The sequence below is a fragment of the Burkholderia sp. MSMB617WGS genome (assembly GCF_001532025.2).
GTDB classification, from domain to species: domain Bacteria; phylum Pseudomonadota; class Gammaproteobacteria; order Burkholderiales; family Burkholderiaceae; genus Burkholderia; species Burkholderia savannae.
The window spans coordinates 254,613-271,816 of sequence record NZ_CP013457.1; the positions used below are offsets into that span (position 1 = coordinate 254,613).

16 protein-coding genes are annotated in these 17,204 nt (G+C 65.1%); 5 read left to right on the top strand and 11 right to left on the bottom strand.

What is annotated here, in order from left to right; all coding sequences use genetic code 11:
- Positions 1 to 9: 9 nt before the first annotated feature.
- The 8 genes from WT60_RS01250 to WT60_RS01285 form a co-directional block, all read right to left on the bottom strand.
- Positions 10 to 1,287 carry an ATP-grasp domain-containing protein gene (locus WT60_RS01250; protein ID WP_060355722.1) on the bottom strand — a complete coding sequence of 426 codons (1,278 nt, stop codon included), beginning with the start codon at positions 1,285 to 1,287 and terminating at the stop codon, positions 10 to 12.
- Positions 1,284 to 2,300 (bottom strand): hypothetical protein, encoded by a 1,017-nt coding sequence (locus WT60_RS01255; RefSeq protein ID WP_186448553.1) that lies wholly within the window; start codon positions 2,298 to 2,300, stop codon positions 1,284 to 1,286. The genes WT60_RS01250 and WT60_RS01255 overlap by 4 nt, the downstream gene beginning before the upstream one ends.
- Positions 2,297 to 2,995: a WbqC family protein gene (locus tag WT60_RS01260; RefSeq protein ID WP_038752268.1), complete on the bottom strand. Its 699-nt coding sequence runs from the start codon at positions 2,993 to 2,995 to the stop codon at positions 2,297 to 2,299. The genes WT60_RS01255 and WT60_RS01260 overlap by 4 nt, the downstream gene beginning before the upstream one ends.
- Positions 2,992 to 4,140, bottom strand: coding sequence for a dTDP-4-amino-4,6-dideoxy-D-glucose aminotransferase VioA (gene vioA, locus WT60_RS01265; RefSeq protein WP_059578045.1), 1,149 nt, complete (start codon positions 4,138 to 4,140; stop codon positions 2,992 to 2,994). Before vioA ends, WT60_RS01260 begins: the two co-directional genes overlap by 4 nt.
- The gene (locus tag WT60_RS01270) at positions 4,137 to 6,488 is read right to left on the bottom strand and encodes a glycosyltransferase family 41 protein (RefSeq protein ID WP_038752274.1); all 2,352 of its coding nucleotides are present in this window, start codon (positions 6,486 to 6,488) and stop codon (positions 4,137 to 4,139) included. The genes vioA and WT60_RS01270 overlap by 4 nt, the downstream gene beginning before the upstream one ends.
- 224 nt (positions 6,489 to 6,712) lie before the next feature.
- A complete protein-coding gene (fliT, locus tag WT60_RS01275) occupies positions 6,713 to 7,015 on the bottom strand; it encodes a flagellar protein FliT (RefSeq protein WP_038752278.1) in 303 nt (100 codons plus the stop codon).
- 28 nt (positions 7,016 to 7,043) lie between these two features.
- Positions 7,044 to 8,567 carry a flagellar filament capping protein FliD gene (fliD, locus tag WT60_RS01280; RefSeq protein ID WP_060355721.1) on the bottom strand — a complete coding sequence of 508 codons (1,524 nt, stop codon included), beginning with the start codon at positions 8,565 to 8,567 and terminating at the stop codon, positions 7,044 to 7,046.
- A gap of 143 nt (positions 8,568 to 8,710) precedes the next feature.
- Complete coding sequence (locus WT60_RS01285; RefSeq protein ID WP_038752284.1) at positions 8,711 to 9,868, bottom strand: flagellin; 1,158 nt, start codon at positions 9,866 to 9,868, stop codon at positions 8,711 to 8,713.
- Positions 9,869 to 10,398: 530 nt separating this feature from the next.
- Between WT60_RS01285 and rpsU the strand changes: the two genes are divergently transcribed.
- Positions 10,399 to 10,611: a 30S ribosomal protein S21 gene (gene rpsU, locus WT60_RS01295; RefSeq protein ID WP_004198205.1), complete on the top strand. Its 213-nt coding sequence runs from the start codon at positions 10,399 to 10,401 to the stop codon at positions 10,609 to 10,611.
- A 355-nt stretch (positions 10,612 to 10,966) separates the two neighbouring features.
- Here rpsU and WT60_RS01300 read toward each other — a convergent pair whose 3' ends face one another.
- The gene (locus WT60_RS01300; RefSeq protein WP_038752286.1) at positions 10,967 to 11,572 is read right to left on the bottom strand and encodes a DNA-3-methyladenine glycosylase I; all 606 of its coding nucleotides are present in this window, start codon (positions 11,570 to 11,572) and stop codon (positions 10,967 to 10,969) included.
- Between the two features lie 152 nt (positions 11,573 to 11,724).
- Here WT60_RS01300 and WT60_RS01305 point away from each other — a divergent pair, with 152 nt between their 5' ends.
- Together WT60_RS01305 and WT60_RS01310 are read left to right on the top strand one after the other, a co-directional pair.
- Positions 11,725 to 12,615 (top strand): BadF/BadG/BcrA/BcrD ATPase family protein, encoded by an 891-nt coding sequence (locus WT60_RS01305; RefSeq protein ID WP_059671057.1) that lies wholly within the window; start codon positions 11,725 to 11,727, stop codon positions 12,613 to 12,615.
- A gap of 100 nt (positions 12,616 to 12,715) precedes the next feature.
- On the top strand, positions 12,716 to 13,537 hold the full coding sequence (locus WT60_RS01310; protein ID WP_038752291.1) for a Cof-type HAD-IIB family hydrolase: 822 nt from the start codon (positions 12,716 to 12,718) through the stop codon (positions 13,535 to 13,537).
- 211 nt (positions 13,538 to 13,748) lie between these two features.
- Here the strand turns inward: WT60_RS01310 and aqpZ are convergent, their stop codons facing one another.
- Positions 13,749 to 14,453, bottom strand: a complete 705-nt coding sequence (gene aqpZ, locus WT60_RS01315; RefSeq protein ID WP_038752294.1) for an aquaporin Z — start codon at positions 14,451 to 14,453, stop codon at positions 13,749 to 13,751.
- Between the two features lie 305 nt (positions 14,454 to 14,758).
- On the opposite strand from aqpZ, the gene WT60_RS01325 reads away from it, so the two are divergent.
- Positions 14,759 to 15,055, top strand: a complete 297-nt coding sequence (locus WT60_RS01325) for an H-NS histone family protein (RefSeq protein WP_038752297.1) — start codon at positions 14,759 to 14,761, stop codon at positions 15,053 to 15,055.
- A 103-nt stretch (positions 15,056 to 15,158) separates the two neighbouring features.
- Here WT60_RS01325 and WT60_RS01330 read toward each other — a convergent pair whose 3' ends face one another.
- Positions 15,159 to 16,223, bottom strand: coding sequence for a glycosyltransferase family 4 protein (locus WT60_RS01330; protein ID WP_038752300.1), 1,065 nt, complete (start codon positions 16,221 to 16,223; stop codon positions 15,159 to 15,161).
- Positions 16,224 to 16,814: 591 nt separating this feature from the next.
- Between WT60_RS01330 and flhD the strand changes: the two genes are divergently transcribed.
- Entirely contained in the window at positions 16,815 to 17,135 is a 321-nt protein-coding gene (flhD, locus tag WT60_RS35530) for a flagellar transcriptional regulator FlhD (protein WP_038752303.1), read from the top strand.
- The last annotated feature ends 69 nt before the right edge of the window (positions 17,136 to 17,204 follow it).

Below are 17,204 nucleotides of genomic sequence, written 5' to 3' on the forward strand. Positions count from 1 at the left end.
GGCAGCGCCTTAGCGCAGAAAGAATTCGACCGTATCGACATCGAGCACCGGCACGTTGCACTTGCGCGCAACGTCGAGACGCTCGGGGAAATGGTTGTCGATGAAGATGGAGCGCGGCGGCACGTGGTCGGCTTTCGACTCGTGCGCGTCGAGCACGACAATGTCGTCGAACAGGCGTGCATCGATCCGCGCGGCCTCGAGCGTCTTCGCGACGTCGAACCGGTGTCGCGTGAGGAGCACGATTCGTTTGCCGGCCGCGATCGACTGATACAGGAACGCGATCGTCTGCGGCACCGCGTAACCGTCGATGATCAGCGTGTCGTCTAGATCGATGCAGACCGCGTCGTATTCGCAAGCGAACGAAGCGCGCGTTGCGATGTTTCGATCAATCAGGCGGATCTGGGCATTCGGCAACGTGACGAGATCGCGGCCGAGGAAATCCTGCACCGCCATCAACGGCAGATTCACGCCGCGCGCGCGCTGCGCGACCATGGTGCCGCCGACACGGCACGCGACCTCGAGCAGTTTCCAGCGGCCGTCGCGATCGGCCTTCAGTTGGAAGAACCACGGGCCGCGAAGCCGCATCCGATTATTGATCGAATGCGCTATCGCATCGATTTCCGGTGTCGAGTCAATGAGGTGCGAACGCATGGCGATGCCCGCCTTCACACGTTCGCGGCTTCGGGGCTGCGCATGCAGCAGGCGCCGCTTGCGATCGGTAAAGCAATCGATCGTCAGCTCTTCGCCGGGGAGATATTCGACGATGAGCGGCGCTTCGACGGCAGCAAGCGCATGGTTCAACTGAAGCATGTCGTGCGCGAGCGTCACGCCTTGGCCGCCTTGTCCGAGGTCCGGCTTCACGATGACGGGCCACGCGTGTACGTCGCCTGCCGATGCGTACGTGCGCGGCACCCACGGTTCGTTGGCGAACAAATAGTAGGTCGAGCTCTTGCGGCGTGCAATTGCCGCGCTTTCGGGGTCGCCGTTGACGAGCGTCATACCCATCTGCGCCGCGCGCGCGGACAGGTATTCGTGCACGGTGTCGTGCGTTGCAAACACGAGATCGATGCGTCGTTCGGCGAGCAAGCGGGCGAACGCCTCGTCGAAGCAAGGATCGCTGATCTTCGGCAAGTCACCGGCGTATCTGGCAAAGCGGAAACGGCCATGGTCATCGACGCTCGACGCACCATGCAATTCGACGTGCACCGAGTAGCGCAGCGCCTGATGGATCTCGGCGGCGTTTTCCGACCCGCACGGAAAGACCAGCACTCGGATCTTGTCGCTCATTTCGGCAAACTCCTTCGCGATGTATCGACCGGAGAAGCTCGCTCGCGCCCGCACACCGCTGCGACGAGGTCGGCGACGCGCGCGACATCGCCTTCCGACATCCGCTGATCGCAAGGCAGGAAAAGCGCTTCGCGCGCGAGCCCGGCTTCCAACGCCGGGACGATTTTGCGTGCGGCGACTTCGGGCCAATAGCCGGGTGTGTAGACGCGCTCGGCCGCGAGCCGCGCACGCGCGCCGTCCGGCGCACCGAGGAACGGATAGCAGAGCGGCACGCCGATGCCTTCCTGCGCGAATGGAAAGTGATTGAGCGCACCGATCCGCTCGTGCAGGCGCGCGAAATTTTCAAGCCGCCTTACGCGGATCTGCGCATAGTCGACGCTCGCCAACAGGCGCTGCGTTAGTGTCGACATGCGGCGCGGCGGTTGCCGCGATAGACTCGCCTCCGCACGCGCATAATCCGAATAACCGGACTCCGCGCCCGTATCGGTTCGCTTGAGTAAATGCATGAAGCGCCGCGGGGAGTCACGGTCGATTTCGGCGGGCGCGGGGATCGCATGTCGCGACACGAGATAGCCGCCGTCCGGCACGCCGACGAACTTGCGCGGAGAATACAGCGTGGCGGCGCAATCCGACGGCGGCTCGAAGAACGCTTGCGCGTTGTCGATGACGACGCGCTCACGCGGAAAGCGTCGCAATACGTCGTCGACCTGATGCCGGCAGACGCCGAAATAATTGACGTACACGAGCCACTCGCGTGGCCCGAGCGCGGTATCGGCGGCGCGCAGGCGTTCGTCCAGTGCGTAGCGCTTCACGGGAATGCCTGCTGTCTCCAGCGGCTCGAGCATGCCGTCGCAGATGTAGTGCGGCAGCCATACGGCGTCGGGGCGGCACGCGGAAATGAGGGCGAGGAATGCGGCGCGCGCGGACTGAAACCGCAGCGCGTCACCATGATGCTCGCCCGGTGCGCGCGGCAACTCGAGTTGCAGATAGCCGCCGATCGCATCCGTCGTCATGAGCGCGCCTCTTGCATGAGCATCGCGCGCGCTTCGGTGGCGTCATTGAACATGAGGACGTCGATGATCGACAGGCCAGGCACGAACTCGGCGCCGAACTGCCGGTACGGTTCGAGGTTCGGTTCGATGAATTCGAGCGCGATGCCGCGTGCGGCGAATGCCGCGTCGTCGTATAGCGTGCGGCCGCCCGGCAGATTGACGTAGCGCGCCGCGCGTTCGCGCACGCAGATGTCGAGCACGCGCTGCGCGCCTTTCAGCGCATCGTTGCCGTAGCCGGCCGACGACATGACGAAGCGTGCGTCGATTCCCAGGTAATTGCAGACCTCGATCACGCTTCGCGTGGCGAGTGTCGACATGTGTGCCGTTGCGCAACAGAGCACGTCCCCGACGAGCTCGCTCACGCGCGCGTAGTGAGGCGCCTTCCCGTAACCGTGCCGCAGCGCCTCGAGCACTTTCCGCCGCCACCGCTCGGGCGGCTGGATTCGGACGTCGGCGATCTTTTGCGATGGGCTCGCACCCGCGAGCGGCACGGTGAAGTAGTGCGGCCTGCCGTCGAGCAGCATCCGGTTCCGATTGATCCAGCCGTTCTTGATGTAATTGACGTCGTCGTAGAACACGAACGCATCGACCGACGCGGCTAGCTGAAAGTAACCGACGTACGGAAACAGATACGGCTGCATGATCGCAAGCTTCATGGCTGCGGGTGCGCGACGAGATTCACGATGCGGGCAAGATTGCCGTCGGACAGCGCCGGAAAGATGGGCAGGCACAGCACACGCGCCGCGGCGTCTGCGGCGACGGGTAGATTGGGGCGTTGTGCGGACGGCAGCCCTCGGTACATCGGGAAGTCGGAGATCAGCGGATAGAAGTAGCGGCGTGCGTAGATCTCGTGATCGCGCAGTCGCTGATACAGCGCGTCGCGGCTGATCGGATAATCGTCGTCGACGAGGATCGGGAAGTACGAGTGGTTCGCCACCGGCGCGTCGACGGGCGGCAGGCAGCGGATTCCACGTACGTCGGCGAGCGCTTCGCGATACGCGGCCTCGATGTGCGCACGGCGTGCGAGCGCGTCGTCGATGTACTTGAGCTGCAGGAGACCGAATGCCGCGTTGATCTCGCTCATCTTGCCGTTGATGCCCGCCGCCACGACCGTCACTTCGTCGACGAAGCCGAAGTTCTTCAGATGATCGATGTGCTGCTTCGTCTTCGCGTCCGGGCAGACGATCGCACCGCCTTCGAACGTGTTGAACACCTTCGTCGCGTGAAAGCTCAGGATCGACATGTCGCCGTGTTCGAGCACGCTACCGCCGGGCGTCTTCACGCCGAACGCATGCGCCGCGTCGTAGATCACCTTCAGGTTGTAGTTGTCGGCGATCTTTTGAATCGCGGCGACATCGCACGGCCGGCCGTAGCAGTGCACCGGCATGATCGCTGTCGTCTGCGGCGTGATCGCCGCCTCGATCTTCGCGGGATCGAGGTTCAGCGTGTGAGGATCGATGTCGACGAATACCGGCTTGATCCCGTTCCACAGCAGCGAGTGCGCGGTCGCGACGAACGAATACGGCGTCGTGATCACTTCGCCCGTGATCCGCAGCGCTTGCAGCGCGGTGACGAGCGCGAGCGTGCCGTTCGTGAAGAGCGCGAGATGGTGCACGCCGAGGTAATCGCACAGCGCCTTCTCGAGCTGCTGATGGAACGGCCCGCCGTTCGTCAGCACCTTGCTTTCCCAGATCGCCTCGAGATAAGGCAGAAACTCGGCGAGTGGCGCGAGATGCGGTTGGGTGACGTAAATGCGCTCGTCGGTCCACGGCTCGACGGCGCGCAGCGGCAGTGCGCTCATGGGCGGTCTCCTGCGACGGTTGTCGTTGCGTCGCGCGGCGGTACCGCGAACGGGGCGGGCGGCTGGCCGTCGCACCAGCGGCGCCACATGATGCGCAATGCGTCGGACACGTCCTGCGCGACGCGCTGCGGCTGGAATGCGGCCGAGCGCGCGCAGCGCTCGCGCAGCTCGCCGCGGATGCGTGCGAGCGTCGGGACATCCGATGCGAGCGCGATGCCTTTCGCGACGAAGTCGTCGACATCGTCGGCGACGAATGATTCGAGCCCGACATGCGACATCCACGTGAGGCCGGCGCGGCTCGACGGCGTCTTGCCGCGCATCGTCAGCGTCGGCACGCCCATCCACAGCGCGTTGAGCACGGTCGTCGAGCCGGTGTACGGGAACGTGTCGAGGCAGAAGTCGACGTGATGATGTTGCTGCAGATAGACGGTCGTCGTCGTGCGCGGTTGAAACACCAGCCGGTCGCGTGCGATACCTTCGCGCGCGAACCAACTGGTCAGCGTCTTGCCGATCTCGAGCCGATCTTCGTCGCCCGGCATCGAGCCGACGACGATGCGCGAATCCGGCACCGCGCGCATGACGCGGGCCCACACGGCGATCACGTCGGCGCGCAGCTTGTTCAGGCGGTTGAAGCTGCCGAACGTCACGCGGCCGTTGTGCAGCGCGGGCAGCATGTTGACGGGCGGCGCGTTCGTCGCGGGCGAGAACGTGGCGCCCGACGACAGATGGACGATCTTCTCCGTGTACTGCGCCTCCATCGGGCCGAACGGCACTGCGTACGAGTCGGTGAAGTAGTAGTCGATCGCGTCGAGCCCCGTCGTCGCGGGGTAGCCGATCCAGCTGACCTGCACGGGTGCCGGTTTGCGCGCGAACACGGACAGGCGGTTGCGTCCGGAATGGCCCGACAGGTCGACGAGGATATCGATGCCGTCGGCGCGAATGCGGTTGACGAATTGCGCGTCGGTGAGGCCCGCGACCGTATGCCACGCGTGCGAGCATGCGCGCAGGCGCGCGGTGACGCGATCGTCGCGGACGTAGTTGTGATAGAACGTCAGCGACAGCGCCGGGTCCTTCACCAGATGCTCGACGAGCGGCAACAGATACGACGCGACCGCGTGATCGAACAGGTCGCCCGACACGAAGCCGATTCGCAGCCGTCGCTGCGGATCGCGACGGTTGGCATGGCGCGGCCACGCAGCCTTCAGCGGGGCTTCGTGGTGCGCCGCGTAGTCGCGGTGCGCGGCGATGTGCGCATCGATGTCGATGTCGATGCGGTGCGTAAGGTTGAAGAGCAGATTGCTGTGCGCAAGCGTATCCCTTGGATCGAGCTCGAACGCGCGCCGGAAGTATTGCTCCGCTTCGTTGAGCAGCCCGCCTTCGAACAACGTGACCGCGAGCGAGCCGTATGCCGTCGCGGAATCAGGCGCGATCTCGATGGCGCGCTTGCCCGCCTCGATCGCTTCGTTCTGACGGCCGATCGCGGCGAGCACGACGCCGAGCACCCGATGCGCCTCCGCGTAACCGGCGTTGCGCGCGATCGCCTCGCGGCATTGGGACTCCGCTTCCGGCAGACGGTTCGCAAGACGCAACGTGTCGGCGTACAGCACTCGGCAGTTCGAATCGTCGGGTAGGAGCTCGGTGGTGCGGAAAAGGGGTTCCAACGCCTCCACGTATCGGCCGCTGCGATGCAGCGCGAGGCCCAGCACGCGCCAGGCGGGGCCGTGCGACGGATAGCGCCGCGTAAGCGTGCGTGCGGCCTTTGCCGCTTCGGCGTCGCGGCCGTGGTCATAGAGCGTTTCGGCGCGGCTCATCTCCTGGCGGCCGGGGCGGCGCGCGGAGCCGGCGTGCGGCTCGGGCGTTTCCGACGTTTCCGCGGCGACGGGCACGGCCTGTGCCGCGGTCGCGGCAGGCACGATCCCGACGGCGGCAGGCCGACCTTCCTCCGAATGCGCGAGCCGCAACACGATCGTGTCGACGGCTGGCCCCTTGACGCCGAGTTGCTGCGCGAGGTTGAGCGCCGTCCACGCGGCCGCGATCTGACCGGCCTCGATCAGCGCGTTCACATAGCCGACCCAATAATTGCCGTGACGCGGATGCGTGCCGAGCACCATCTCGAAATGCTGCAGCGCGTCGACGGGCGAGCCCGTCTGCACGAGCAGCACCGCGAGGTTGTAGCGGGTGTCCGCGTGCTCGGGCTGCGCGCCGAGGATCGCCTCGTAGAGCGCCCGCGCGTCTTCGAGCTCGCCCTTGTGATGGTGCTCGAGCGCGCTTTGCAGCACGAGCGCGATGTCGGCATTCATTTGCTGCTCGGGGGGGAGCGGGGCGGACGATTCGAAAATGGCGGACATGATCTCGACGAAGTGAGCGAGTTGAACGGATTATCCGATCGCTCCCTGCCGGCCGAAGCGCCGAGCTAAACCCCAAATCCCCGCCAATTTGACGAATCGGGTCGGCGACCTGCGCCCGAGGCGGGCAAAAAAAGGCCCGCACGAAGCGGGCGTCGAGGTGAACGAGCACGCGCCGAAGCGCGTGATTTGTTGTTGTGTGGGGGGATGGAAGCCGCGCCGCCGGCTCAGAACTGAGCGGCGGCCGCCTGATAAGCGTTCGCGGCGTTCAGTCGATTCATTGCCGCTCGATACTCGACCTGAAGCCCGGCCTGCGCATCGCGAGCGGCGGCGCAGACGGCGGCGTCGATCGCCTGCACGTTGCGTATGAGCGCGAGCGTTTCGGGCGTCTGTTCGGGCGCGATCGACATCAGGTGCGGCGAGCGCGCATCGACGAGCCGCTGGACTTCGATCCAGTCGGCCATCTGCGCCGCGTGCTCGATCGCACGCGACATCGCCAGCACTTTCTCCATCAGCGATTTTTGATCCATCTCGGGTTGCTCCGTGGGCGGGGCGGCGTTACTTGTTGGACGCGAGCGAGCCCGCGCTGTTGGTGCCGCCGAACAACTGGGTCAGGTAATTCGAATTCGTGTTCATCGTCGCCATCAGCGTGTCGAGCGCGGTGAACTGCGCGTTGTACTGCGTGGTGAGCTGCGACGAATACGTCGCGAGCTGCGCCTGCTGCTGTGCGATGCTGCTCAGGTCCTTGTTCAGCGCGTTCGTGCGGATATCGAAGATGCCGTTTGCCTGCACGTAGCCGTTGATCGTGTTGTTCAGCTGCGCGCCGACTCCGTTCGTCGCGTTGAACAGCGTCGCGACGCTCGACGGGTTGTTCGTCAACGCCGCCGTGAGTTTCGCCTGGTCGACGACGAGCGTGCCCTCCGTCTGGCTTGAAGAGCCGGTGCCCGAGAGCGAGATGCCGAGCGATGCGAGCGAGACGGTCGAGCCGTTGCTCGTCACGCCGCCTGCGACGATGCCGGCGAGCGTGTTGCGGATCGAGTTGAGCGTCGAGTCGCCGAGGAGCGGGCCGGCCGTCTGCGACGACGTGCCCGCGCCCGACAGCGACGACAACGACGACATCGTCGTGACGAGCGTGTTGTACAGATTGACGAAGTTCGTGATCGCGGTCGATTGCGAGGACGTGTCGGCCGCGACCGTCAGCGTTTGCGTCGTGCCCACCGCGCTTTGCGACAGGTTCAGCGTGACGCCCGCGATCGCGCTCGTCACCGCATTGGTCGCGCTCGTCGCGGCGATGCCGCCGACGGTGAATTGCGCATTTTGCGCAGCCGTCGTCTGCGACCACGCGATGCTGCCGCCCGACGTGATCGTCGATTGGCCGCCCGTCGTGCTCGCGGTCGACGTGACGGCGAGGCTCGACAAGCCGTTGTCGCCCGACAGGTTGCTGACGGCGACGTTGATCGTGTTCGCGGCGCCCGTCGTCGACGAGCGCAATACGAGGTGCGCGCCGTCCGTGCCGGTGACGATCGTCGCCGTCACGCCGGGATTATTGGTTGCGCCGTTGATCGCGGCGGCGATGCCGGCGAGCGTGTTGTTCGACGAATCGATCGTGATTGCCGACGAATTGCCGCCGACCGACAGCGTCAACGTGCCGGCGCCGAGCTGCTGGGTCGCGCCGAACGCGCCCGATGAAAGCGTTTGCGTCGTCGCGATCTGGTTGACGGCGATCGAATAGCTGCCGGCGACGGCGCCCGAGCCCGTCGTCGCGGTGAGGCCGCTGCCGCTCGCGGTTGCCGTGAAGGCTTGCGTGACGGTGCCGTTCGCGAGTGAGCCGAGGCCCGTTTGCAGCGCGGTGAGCGCCGATTTCAGCGTGCCGAGCGCGGTGAGCTGTGCCTGGTCGTTCGCGACCGAGGTCGACAGGAGCGCGGTCTGGCCCGCCGTCTTGCTGTTGACGAGTGCCGTTACGAGCGAGCTCACGTCCATCGACGAGTTGCCGGTCGAGCCGCTGATGATCGACTGCGCTGCCTGCTGCAGCGCCGCATTGGTTTGCTGCTGGGTCGTGCTCGGCGAGATGGGCGTGGACATCGTGACACTCCGGGCGTCGCCGGGATCGGCGAACCGTCATCGGGAAATTCGGGAAGCGGGAAAAAAACGTGCGGCGGCCACGAGGGATTGCTCCGCCGCACAAAACGGGCCGCCTGACTGCGCGGCCCGTCGTTCGGTACACTTTACTGCAGGAGCTTCAGCACTTGCTGCGGCATCGAGTTCGCTTGCGCGAGCACCGAGATGCCGGCTTGCTGGAGCACTTGCGCGCGCGACAGGTTCGCCGTTTCCTGCGCGAAGTCCGCGCTTTGGATCTGCGATTGCGCTTGCGACAGGTTGGTTGCGCCGGCTTGCTGCGTGGACGCGATCGACGAGAAGCGGTTTTGCGCCGCGCCGAGCGTTGCCTGCAGGTTGTTCACCGTCTGCAGCGCGTTGTCGATCGACACCATCGCTTGGTTCGCACCCGTCACCGAGCTGATGTCGAGGTTCGACACCGTCGGCGGCTTGTTGACGGCGTTGATCTGCGCGAGCATGCTGGTTGCGGCCGTCGACTGCGCGGTCGTCATGCCGCTCGTCGCGCCGGCGGCGAGCGTCAAGTTCGTGATCGCCGTGCCCGTGCCCGCGGCCGTGCCCGCCGTGAAGATGTTGCCGACGGCGGTCGCGCTGAGCGCCGTGCCGTTTTGGTCGGTGAACGTGAAGCCGCCGTTGCCGTCGGACAGCACGTTGACCGACGTGATCGCGACGTTCGCGGCCGTCGACGTGTACGTGCCCGTCGAGTCGAGGTTCATGTTCGTGAACGTGCCGATCGTCTGGCCCTTCTGCACGAGGCCGCCGCCGATCTGCGCAGCCGACATGCTTTGGCTCAGGTCGAGGCTGATCGTCTGGCCGACGTTCGCGCCGACTTGGAACGACAGGATGCCCGCCGAGCCGTCGAGAATGTTCTTGCCGTTGTAGTTCGTTTGCGAAGCAATCCGGTTGACTTCAGCGATCTGCTGCGAAACTTCCTTTTGCAGCGCGGCCTGGTCGGTCGACGACAGCGTGCCCGTCGACGCCTGCACGGCGAGTTGGCGGATGCGCTGCAGGCCCGACGTCAGCGACGACAGGGCGCTCGATGCGGTTTGGACCATCGACACGCCGTCGTTCGCGTTCGACACGCCTTGATTCAGGCCGTTGATCTGCGTTTGCATCCGCGCGGAGATCGCGAGGCCGGCCGCGTCGTCAGCCGCGCTGTTGATGCGCTTGCCCGACGACAGGCGGGTGATCGCTTGGGACAGGGCGCTTTGCGAGCCGTTGAGGTTCTGCTGAGCGACCAACGAGTTGATGTTGCTGTTGATTCCGAGCATGAAAATCTCCTAATTGAGCCTAAAAGCCCATCAATGCCACTATTGGCGTGGGCGGAAGCACTCGTTCTTTGCCGGCCGCCTTGTGCTGGATTTCGGCGCACGCGAAAAAAACTTGAGGGACGCGACAAGATTCGGCCCGATTTTTTTGCCGGGATCGTTCGGTGAGCAAACGTTGCAGTTGCAGCAATCGCGTGCGTGGCACGGCGCCGATTGGCGGGCCGCGCGGCGGCGCCGCGCGGAAAAGTGGTAAACCGCTGGCTGCGCCGATGTTTACCTGTTATGATGGCGGGCTGAATTGAGATTTCTGTCACGCCTTCGCCGTTTACGTGTACACGTAGGGCATGTCTGCTGACAGTCAAACGCGGCGCCTGGTGTTGGTTGCCGAGCGTTTCGCGGTGCATTCCGCCTCTCTTTTCCGGCCTCCGAGGCCGCTACCCGCTCGTTTCGCCCGTTCGTGGAAACGCCCGGAAGGCCGGTGCGTGGCGCTTGGCCGCTACGTTTTTGACCGTATCAAGCAAATTAGGAACGACATGACGACGATTCTTTTGAAAGAAAACGAGCCGTTCGAAGTGGCGATTCGCCGCTTCCGCCGCGCCATCGAGAAGAACGGCCTGATCGCCGAGCTGCGCGAGCGCCAGGCATACGAAAAGCCGACCGCCGTGCGCAAGCGCAAGAAGGCGGCCGCGGTGAAGCGCCTGCATAAGCGCCTGCGCAGCCAAATGCTGCCGAAGAAGCTCCACTAAGCTTCGCTCGCTTCGCCTCGACGGCGGTGCGGCTTCGCGAGAAGCCGCACCGCCGTTTTGTTTGGGCTGTCCGGTATGCAGCGCGGCTCGCGCGGGCATGGCGCACGGGTGCGCGGCGGATCGCGTTCGCGGTCCGCTGCCGAGGGTGCGCCGCACATCTTGCCGCCGCATCGCGCCGGCGTTCCTGCGCAATGGCGTCGGCCATGCTCCCGTCTTCCGCGCCAGGCGGGGCTCCGCCAGCACGCGTGGCTCGACGATCCGGGGTTGGGGCCGCGCCGCTCATGCCGCTGCGAGCGGCAGTCGCAGCGGATTCAGGCGCAATCGACGCCGGCATGCGCCGCCGGCCGCATGAGCGTCATGCCGCCGTTTTCTTCTTCGCGATCTTCTTGCCGAGCGCCGCGCAGCGCGCGTGGCACGGGCAATTCTTTTCGTGGTCGTTGACCATGCCCGTCGCCTGCATCAGCGCATAGCAGATCGTCGAGCCGACGAACTTGCAGCCGTAGCGCTTGAGCGCTTTGCTGAGCGCGTCCGAGCGCTCGGTCGACGCCGGAGCGTCGCGGTACGACGGCCATGCGTTCTGCAGCGGCGCATGATCGACGAACGACCACAGGAATGCGGCGAGCGAGCCGTGTTCCGCGCGAATCTGCTGGACCGCGCGCGCGTTCGTGACGGCCGCCTCGATCTTTGCGCGATTGCGCACGATGCGCGCGTCGAGCACCAGTTCGTCGATCCGCTTCGGCGTGAATCGGGCGACTTTGTCGACGTCGAAATCGGCAAACGCCGTGCGATAACCGGCGCGCTTGTTCAAGATCGTCGACCAGGACAGGCCCGCTTGCGCGCCCTCGAGCACGAGCATTTCGAATAAATGGCGGTCGTCGTGCGACGGCACGCCCCATTCGGTATCGTGATAGTGAGCGTCCGCTTCGGTTTTTACCCAGCTGCAGCGTTCCTGCTTCGGCATCTGTTGCGTGTTCCGTCGATGTGGTCGCGCCAGCATAGCGGATCGGCGAGCGGGCGCAAGCCTGGCCGTTCGGCCGATGGGCGCGGCGGGCCGTTGCGGTTAAGCTCTGGCAACGATGTTACTTCGACGAATCTTTCGGATTGAAGCAAGCGATGGGCAATGACATTTTTCTGATCGGTATCGACGGCGGCGGCACGGGCACCCGCGCGGTGCTGGCCGATGCGCAGGGGCGCGAGCTCGCGCAAGGCGGCGGCGGGCCGTCCGGGCTTGCGCTCGGCATCGAAGCCGCGTGGCGCGCGATCGAGGCCGCCTGCGCGGACGCCTGCGCGCGCGCTGGCGTCGCGTTCGACTGGCGGTGCTGCGTGCTCGGCTGCGGGCTCGCCGGCGTGAACCATCGCGAGTGGCTGGATGCGTTCCGGGCGAGCGCGCCGCTTGCCGCGCTCGCGGTAGAAAGCGATGCCTATACGACCGTCGTCGGCGCCCACGGCGGCGCGCCGGGCGTCGTGGTCGCGCTCGGCACGGGCAGTATCGCCGCCGCACTCGACGAATCGGGCGTCTGCCGGATCGCGGGCGGATACGGTTTTCCGTCCGGCGACGAGGCGAGCGGCGCCTGGCTCGGCTTGCGAGCGCTGTCGCACGCGCAGCAGGCGCTCGACGGCCGTGTTCCGCTCGACGCGTTCGCCCAGGCGCTTGTCGCGCATACGGGCGCGTCCGATCGCGACGCTCTCGTCGTCTGGTCATGCGCGGCGAATCAAACCGCGTATGCGCGCCTCGCGCCGATCGTGTTCGCGCATCGTGATCATCCGGCCGCCGCGCGCTGGATCGAGCAGGCGGGCGTCGAGATCGCCAAGATGATCGACGCGCTCGATCCCGCGGCGGCGCTGCCCGTCGCGTTGTGCGGCGGGCTTGCGGGCGCGCTTGCGAGCGCGGTGCCCGAGCCTCACCGCGCGCGGCTGGTGGTACCGCAGGCCGATTCCGCGCACGGCGCGTTGCGGCTCGCCGCGCGGGAAGCGGCGAGGCTCGGGCTCGTCGCATCGCAATGAACCCGGTGGGCGGCGCAAACGGACATCCGCAAGCGGCGTCTCCCGACCGACGATAGAATGTCCGCTTACTTCCGCGCCCCCGCATCCTCCGACGTCCGCCATGTATAAAGTCATCGCCACCGATCTCGACGGAACCCTGCTCAACAGCGACCACCAGCTCGATTCCTACACGATCGACACCGTGCGGCGGCTCGCGGGCGACGGCGTGCCCTTCGTGATCGCAACGGGGCGCCACTACGCGGACGTCGCCGGCATTCGCGACGTGCTCGGCATCCGGCCTTACCTGATCACGTCGAACGGCGCGCGCGTGCATGCGCCGGACGATTCGCGGATTCACGCGCAGGACGTGCCCGCCGACACGGTGCGGCAACTGGTGAGGCCCGAGCTCGTCGGCACGCACGGCCGCGTGATCGTCAATCTGTTCACCAATGACGGCTGGCTGATCGACCGCGATGCGCCGCATCTGCTCGCATTCCATCAGGATTCCGGATTTCGCTACGACGTCGTCGACATGCTGTCGCACGACGGCACGGACATCGCAAAGGTGCTGTACATCGGCGAGCCGGAGGATCTGGCCGTCGTGTCGGACAACCTCGCGCGCCGGTTCGGCGGCGCGCTCTACGTCACCTATTCGCTGCCCGACTGCCTCGAGGTGATGACCGCGAACGTCTCGAAGGGACGAGCGTTGCGGGTCGTGCTCGAGCGGCTCGGCGTCGATCCCGCGCATTGCGTCGCGTTCGGCGACAACATGAACGACATCGATCTGCTCGAGACGGCCGGGCATCCGTTCATGATGAACAACGCGAATCCCGATCTCGTCACGCGTCTGCCGAGGGTGCCGCGGATCGGCAACAACTTCGACGCGGGCGTTGCGCGCCATCTGCGCACGCTGTTCGCGCTCGAGAACCCGACCACTCACTGACTGCGCATCGACCGCTTCGTCCGCCTCGATCGCGCCGACAGAGCCGCTCGAGCCAGCGCGCGACGAGCTTCGGCAATGAAAAACGGGCGCCGCAGCGCCCGTTCCCGTTCTGCCCCGCCGCCATTGGCCGGCGAAGGGCGATGTCGATCTTCCTCTGTCGTGTCGCCTTGTGAGGCGACGGGCGGGCGGCCCGATGCCGCCCGCACCGGCGTCAGCTTTCGTCGCGGCCCGCGACGAGCGGGTATACCACGCCCGCGATCGCCGCGCCGATGATGGGCGCGACCCAGAACAGCCACAGCTGGCCGATCGCCTCGCCGCCGACGAACAGCGCCGGGCCCGTCGAGCGCGCCGGGTTTACCGACGTGTTCGTCACCGGGATCGAGATCAGGTGGATCAGCGTGAGGCACAGGCCGATCGCGATCGGCGCGAAGCCGGCCGGCGCGCGCTTGTCGGTCGAGCCGAGGATCACGAACAGGAAGAAGGCCGTCAGTACGACTTCGCAAATGAACGCGGCCGCAAGCGAGTAATGGCCGGGCGAGCGGGCGTCATAGCCGTTCGTCGCGAAGCCGCTGCTGACGACGTCGAAGCCCGGCTTGCCGGTCGCGATCAGATACAGCACGAACGCGCCGAGCGTGGCGCCGACGACCTGCGCGACGATGTACGGCACGAGATCGCGGGCCGGGAAGCGGCCCGCCACGGTCAAGCCGACGCTCACGGCCGGATTCAGGTGACACCCCGAGACGTGGCCGATCGCGAACGCCATCGTCAGAACGGTCAGGCCAAACGCGAATGCGACGCCGGTAAAGCCAATGCCGAGGCCCGGATACGCGGCCGCCAGAACGGCGCTGCCACAGCCGCCCAGAACGAGCCAGAACGTGCCGAACACTTCTGCTGCGAGACGCTGAGGTAATTTCATTGGAGTGGTTCCTGGTGGTGAAAATCGAAAACGGATTGCGCCACAAAAAGCGGGGACGCATCCACGAATGCCGCCTGGATTATAGGAAATCTTACGGTTTCCGAAGAGTCAACGATTGTCAAATTGGGATTGGCCGATCGGCGTTTTTATTAGAATAACGCCGTATTGCACGAGTATGGCAATTGAATTTTAAAATTTATCAGACGAAATGTTTTTGTTGGATTTCGTAGCAATTCCGATTGCGCAATAGATCCTTTGTGTCTAGGCTGGGAAATGCCAGGCGGATCATGATATAGGGAGTCGAAATGTCTCAATACGCGAAAATCAAGGCGCAGATCGTCGAGCTGCAGGCTCAGGCGGAAGAGGTACGTCGTCAGGAGGTCGCGGCCGTGATCGCCGAGCTGCAAGGCAAGATCGTCGAGTATGGCCTCACGGCGCAGGATCTGGGATTCGCGGAGCGCGCGCGGCGCGGTCGTCCGCCGAAGAGGGGACCGCTGCCGGCCAAATACCGCGATCCGAAATCCGGCAGTACCTGGAGCGGCCGCGGGAAGCCCCCGCATTGGATCGTCGGCAAAAACCGCGAGCGCTTTTTGATCGGCTGATTATCGGACGCTTGGCAAAAAGAAAGCCGCATTTCCCGATGCGGCTTTCTTCTATGCGCGGCGTAATGGGCGCGTGATTTCTGCAATCGCGCCGGTCAAAGGGTTAACCCGTCGCCACGCGTCGCCATTGCGGCTGCTTGGCTGCTTCGCGCAGCGTTTCATAGATGTCGATATAGCGGCGCGCCATTGCGTGCGAGCTGAAACGTTGCTCGAATTGCGCGCGGATTGCATCGCGCGACAATTCGTCGATCCGGTGCAGCGCGCCGACGGCGCCCTGCACGTCCTCGACGATGAAGCCCGTGACGCCGTCGTCGATCACCTCGGGCACGGAGCCGCGGTTGAACGCGACGACCGGCGTGCCGCACGCCATCGCCTCGATCATCACGAGGCCGAACGGCTCCGGCCAGTCGATCGGGAAAAGCAGCGCCTTCGCGCCCGACAGGAACGCGGGCTTTTGCGCCTCGTTGATCTCGCCGATGAACTCCACGTGCGCGGAACCGAGAAGCGGCTCGATCTCGGCTTTGAAATAATCTTCGTCGACCTTGTCGACTTTCGCCGCAATCTTGAGCGGCAGGCCGCTTTGCGCCGCGATCCGGATGGCGGTGTCGACGCGCTTTTCCGGGCAGATGCGCCCGAGGAACGCGAGATATTCGGGCTTGCGGCCGGCTTGCGGCGTGAGTAGCGTGTCGGGCAGCCCGTGGTAGACGGTGCCCGCCCAGCCGGCCTGCGGCAGCGGCGTGCGCTGCGAATTCGAGATCGACACGACGGGTACATTCGGGAACGCGTCGAAGACGGGCTGCAGCTCAGGCAGGTCGAGCCGGCCGTGCAGCGTCGTGACGAACGGCGCATCGAGGCGCGACAGCAGCGGGAACGGCAGGTAGTCGAGATGCAAGTGCAGGACGTCGAACGTGTGGGCGACCCGCGCGACCTGCTCGAGGAGGCGCATATGGGGCGCCATCGCGTCGCGAATCGACGGATCGAGCCGCAGCGCGCGCGGCCAGGCGGCCTCAAGGCGCGCCGACGTGACCGAATCGCCGCTCGCGAACAGCGTGACGTCGTGCCCCATTTCGACGAGCGCCTCGGTCAGATAGGACACGACCCGCTCGGTGCCCCCGTAGAGTTTGGGCGGAACGGCTTCGTAGAGCGGGGCGATCTGGGCAATGCGCATGAGCGTTTCTCCGTTGCGAAGAGGGCGGAACTCGCCGAGGAGCGTTGCGAGCTTCGCTCCGGTAAGCGGTGAGCGCCTGCCGGGGGGCAAGCGGGCGGTGCGCGGCGAACGTCGCCGGACCGGGCTTTCGGATTCATTATCGGGATCGCGCGAGCGGTATCGAGCGATTTTTCAAACGCTTAACCCTTGTTACAGGATGAAATACGCAAAAACCCTAGAAAACGCCTGTTTGAATGACTAGGATGTGGCAGAAGCGGAATGCAATAGTTGCCCGCCGCAATGGCGCGGATTCCGCCGGCGTGCCCCGCCGTACCTGAAGATGGTGTTTTCCCTGCCTTGATTGGCGGGGCTTTCGGCCAGACGGGCGTCTGCGGGCCGTTTCCGGTCTTTGTCAGAAAAATTCCTACACGGTTTACAGATAATTCCGGCAAAGCGCATTCCCCTTCACTGATAGCGGCCCCCCCGCCGATTGGCCAAAATGCCCGTAAGAATATAAACAAGCCGATTGCCCGCAACTCAGTGGGTAGATCGAGCAAACGTTTTCACTGGCATTACCGATTGGCCAAAGATTTCTTACGGGGGAATCGAATCATGAGCGCAACCAGCGAAATGCTCGCCGAGATCAACGAAGTCAACCTGTCTTACCTGCTGCTCGCGCAACGACTGCTGCGCGAGGACAAGGCCATGGGCATGTTCCGCATGGGGATTTCGGAAGAACTCGCCGATGTGCTCGTGAACCTGACGCTTGCCCAGACGGTCAAGCTCGCCGCCTCGAACCAGATGCTCTGCCGTTTCCGTTTCGACGATCATTCCATGCTCTCATCGCTCGCCGACAAGGGCCGCAGCTCCGCCGTCGCGCATGCGCATTCGGCGATCCTGATGGCCGGGCAGCCGGTCGAAAGCTTCCGTTGAACGGAAGCCGCGCGTCTCGCCGGCGCGTATTGGTGCGCGAATCGAAATCGGAAGTCTGATTGTTTTGTT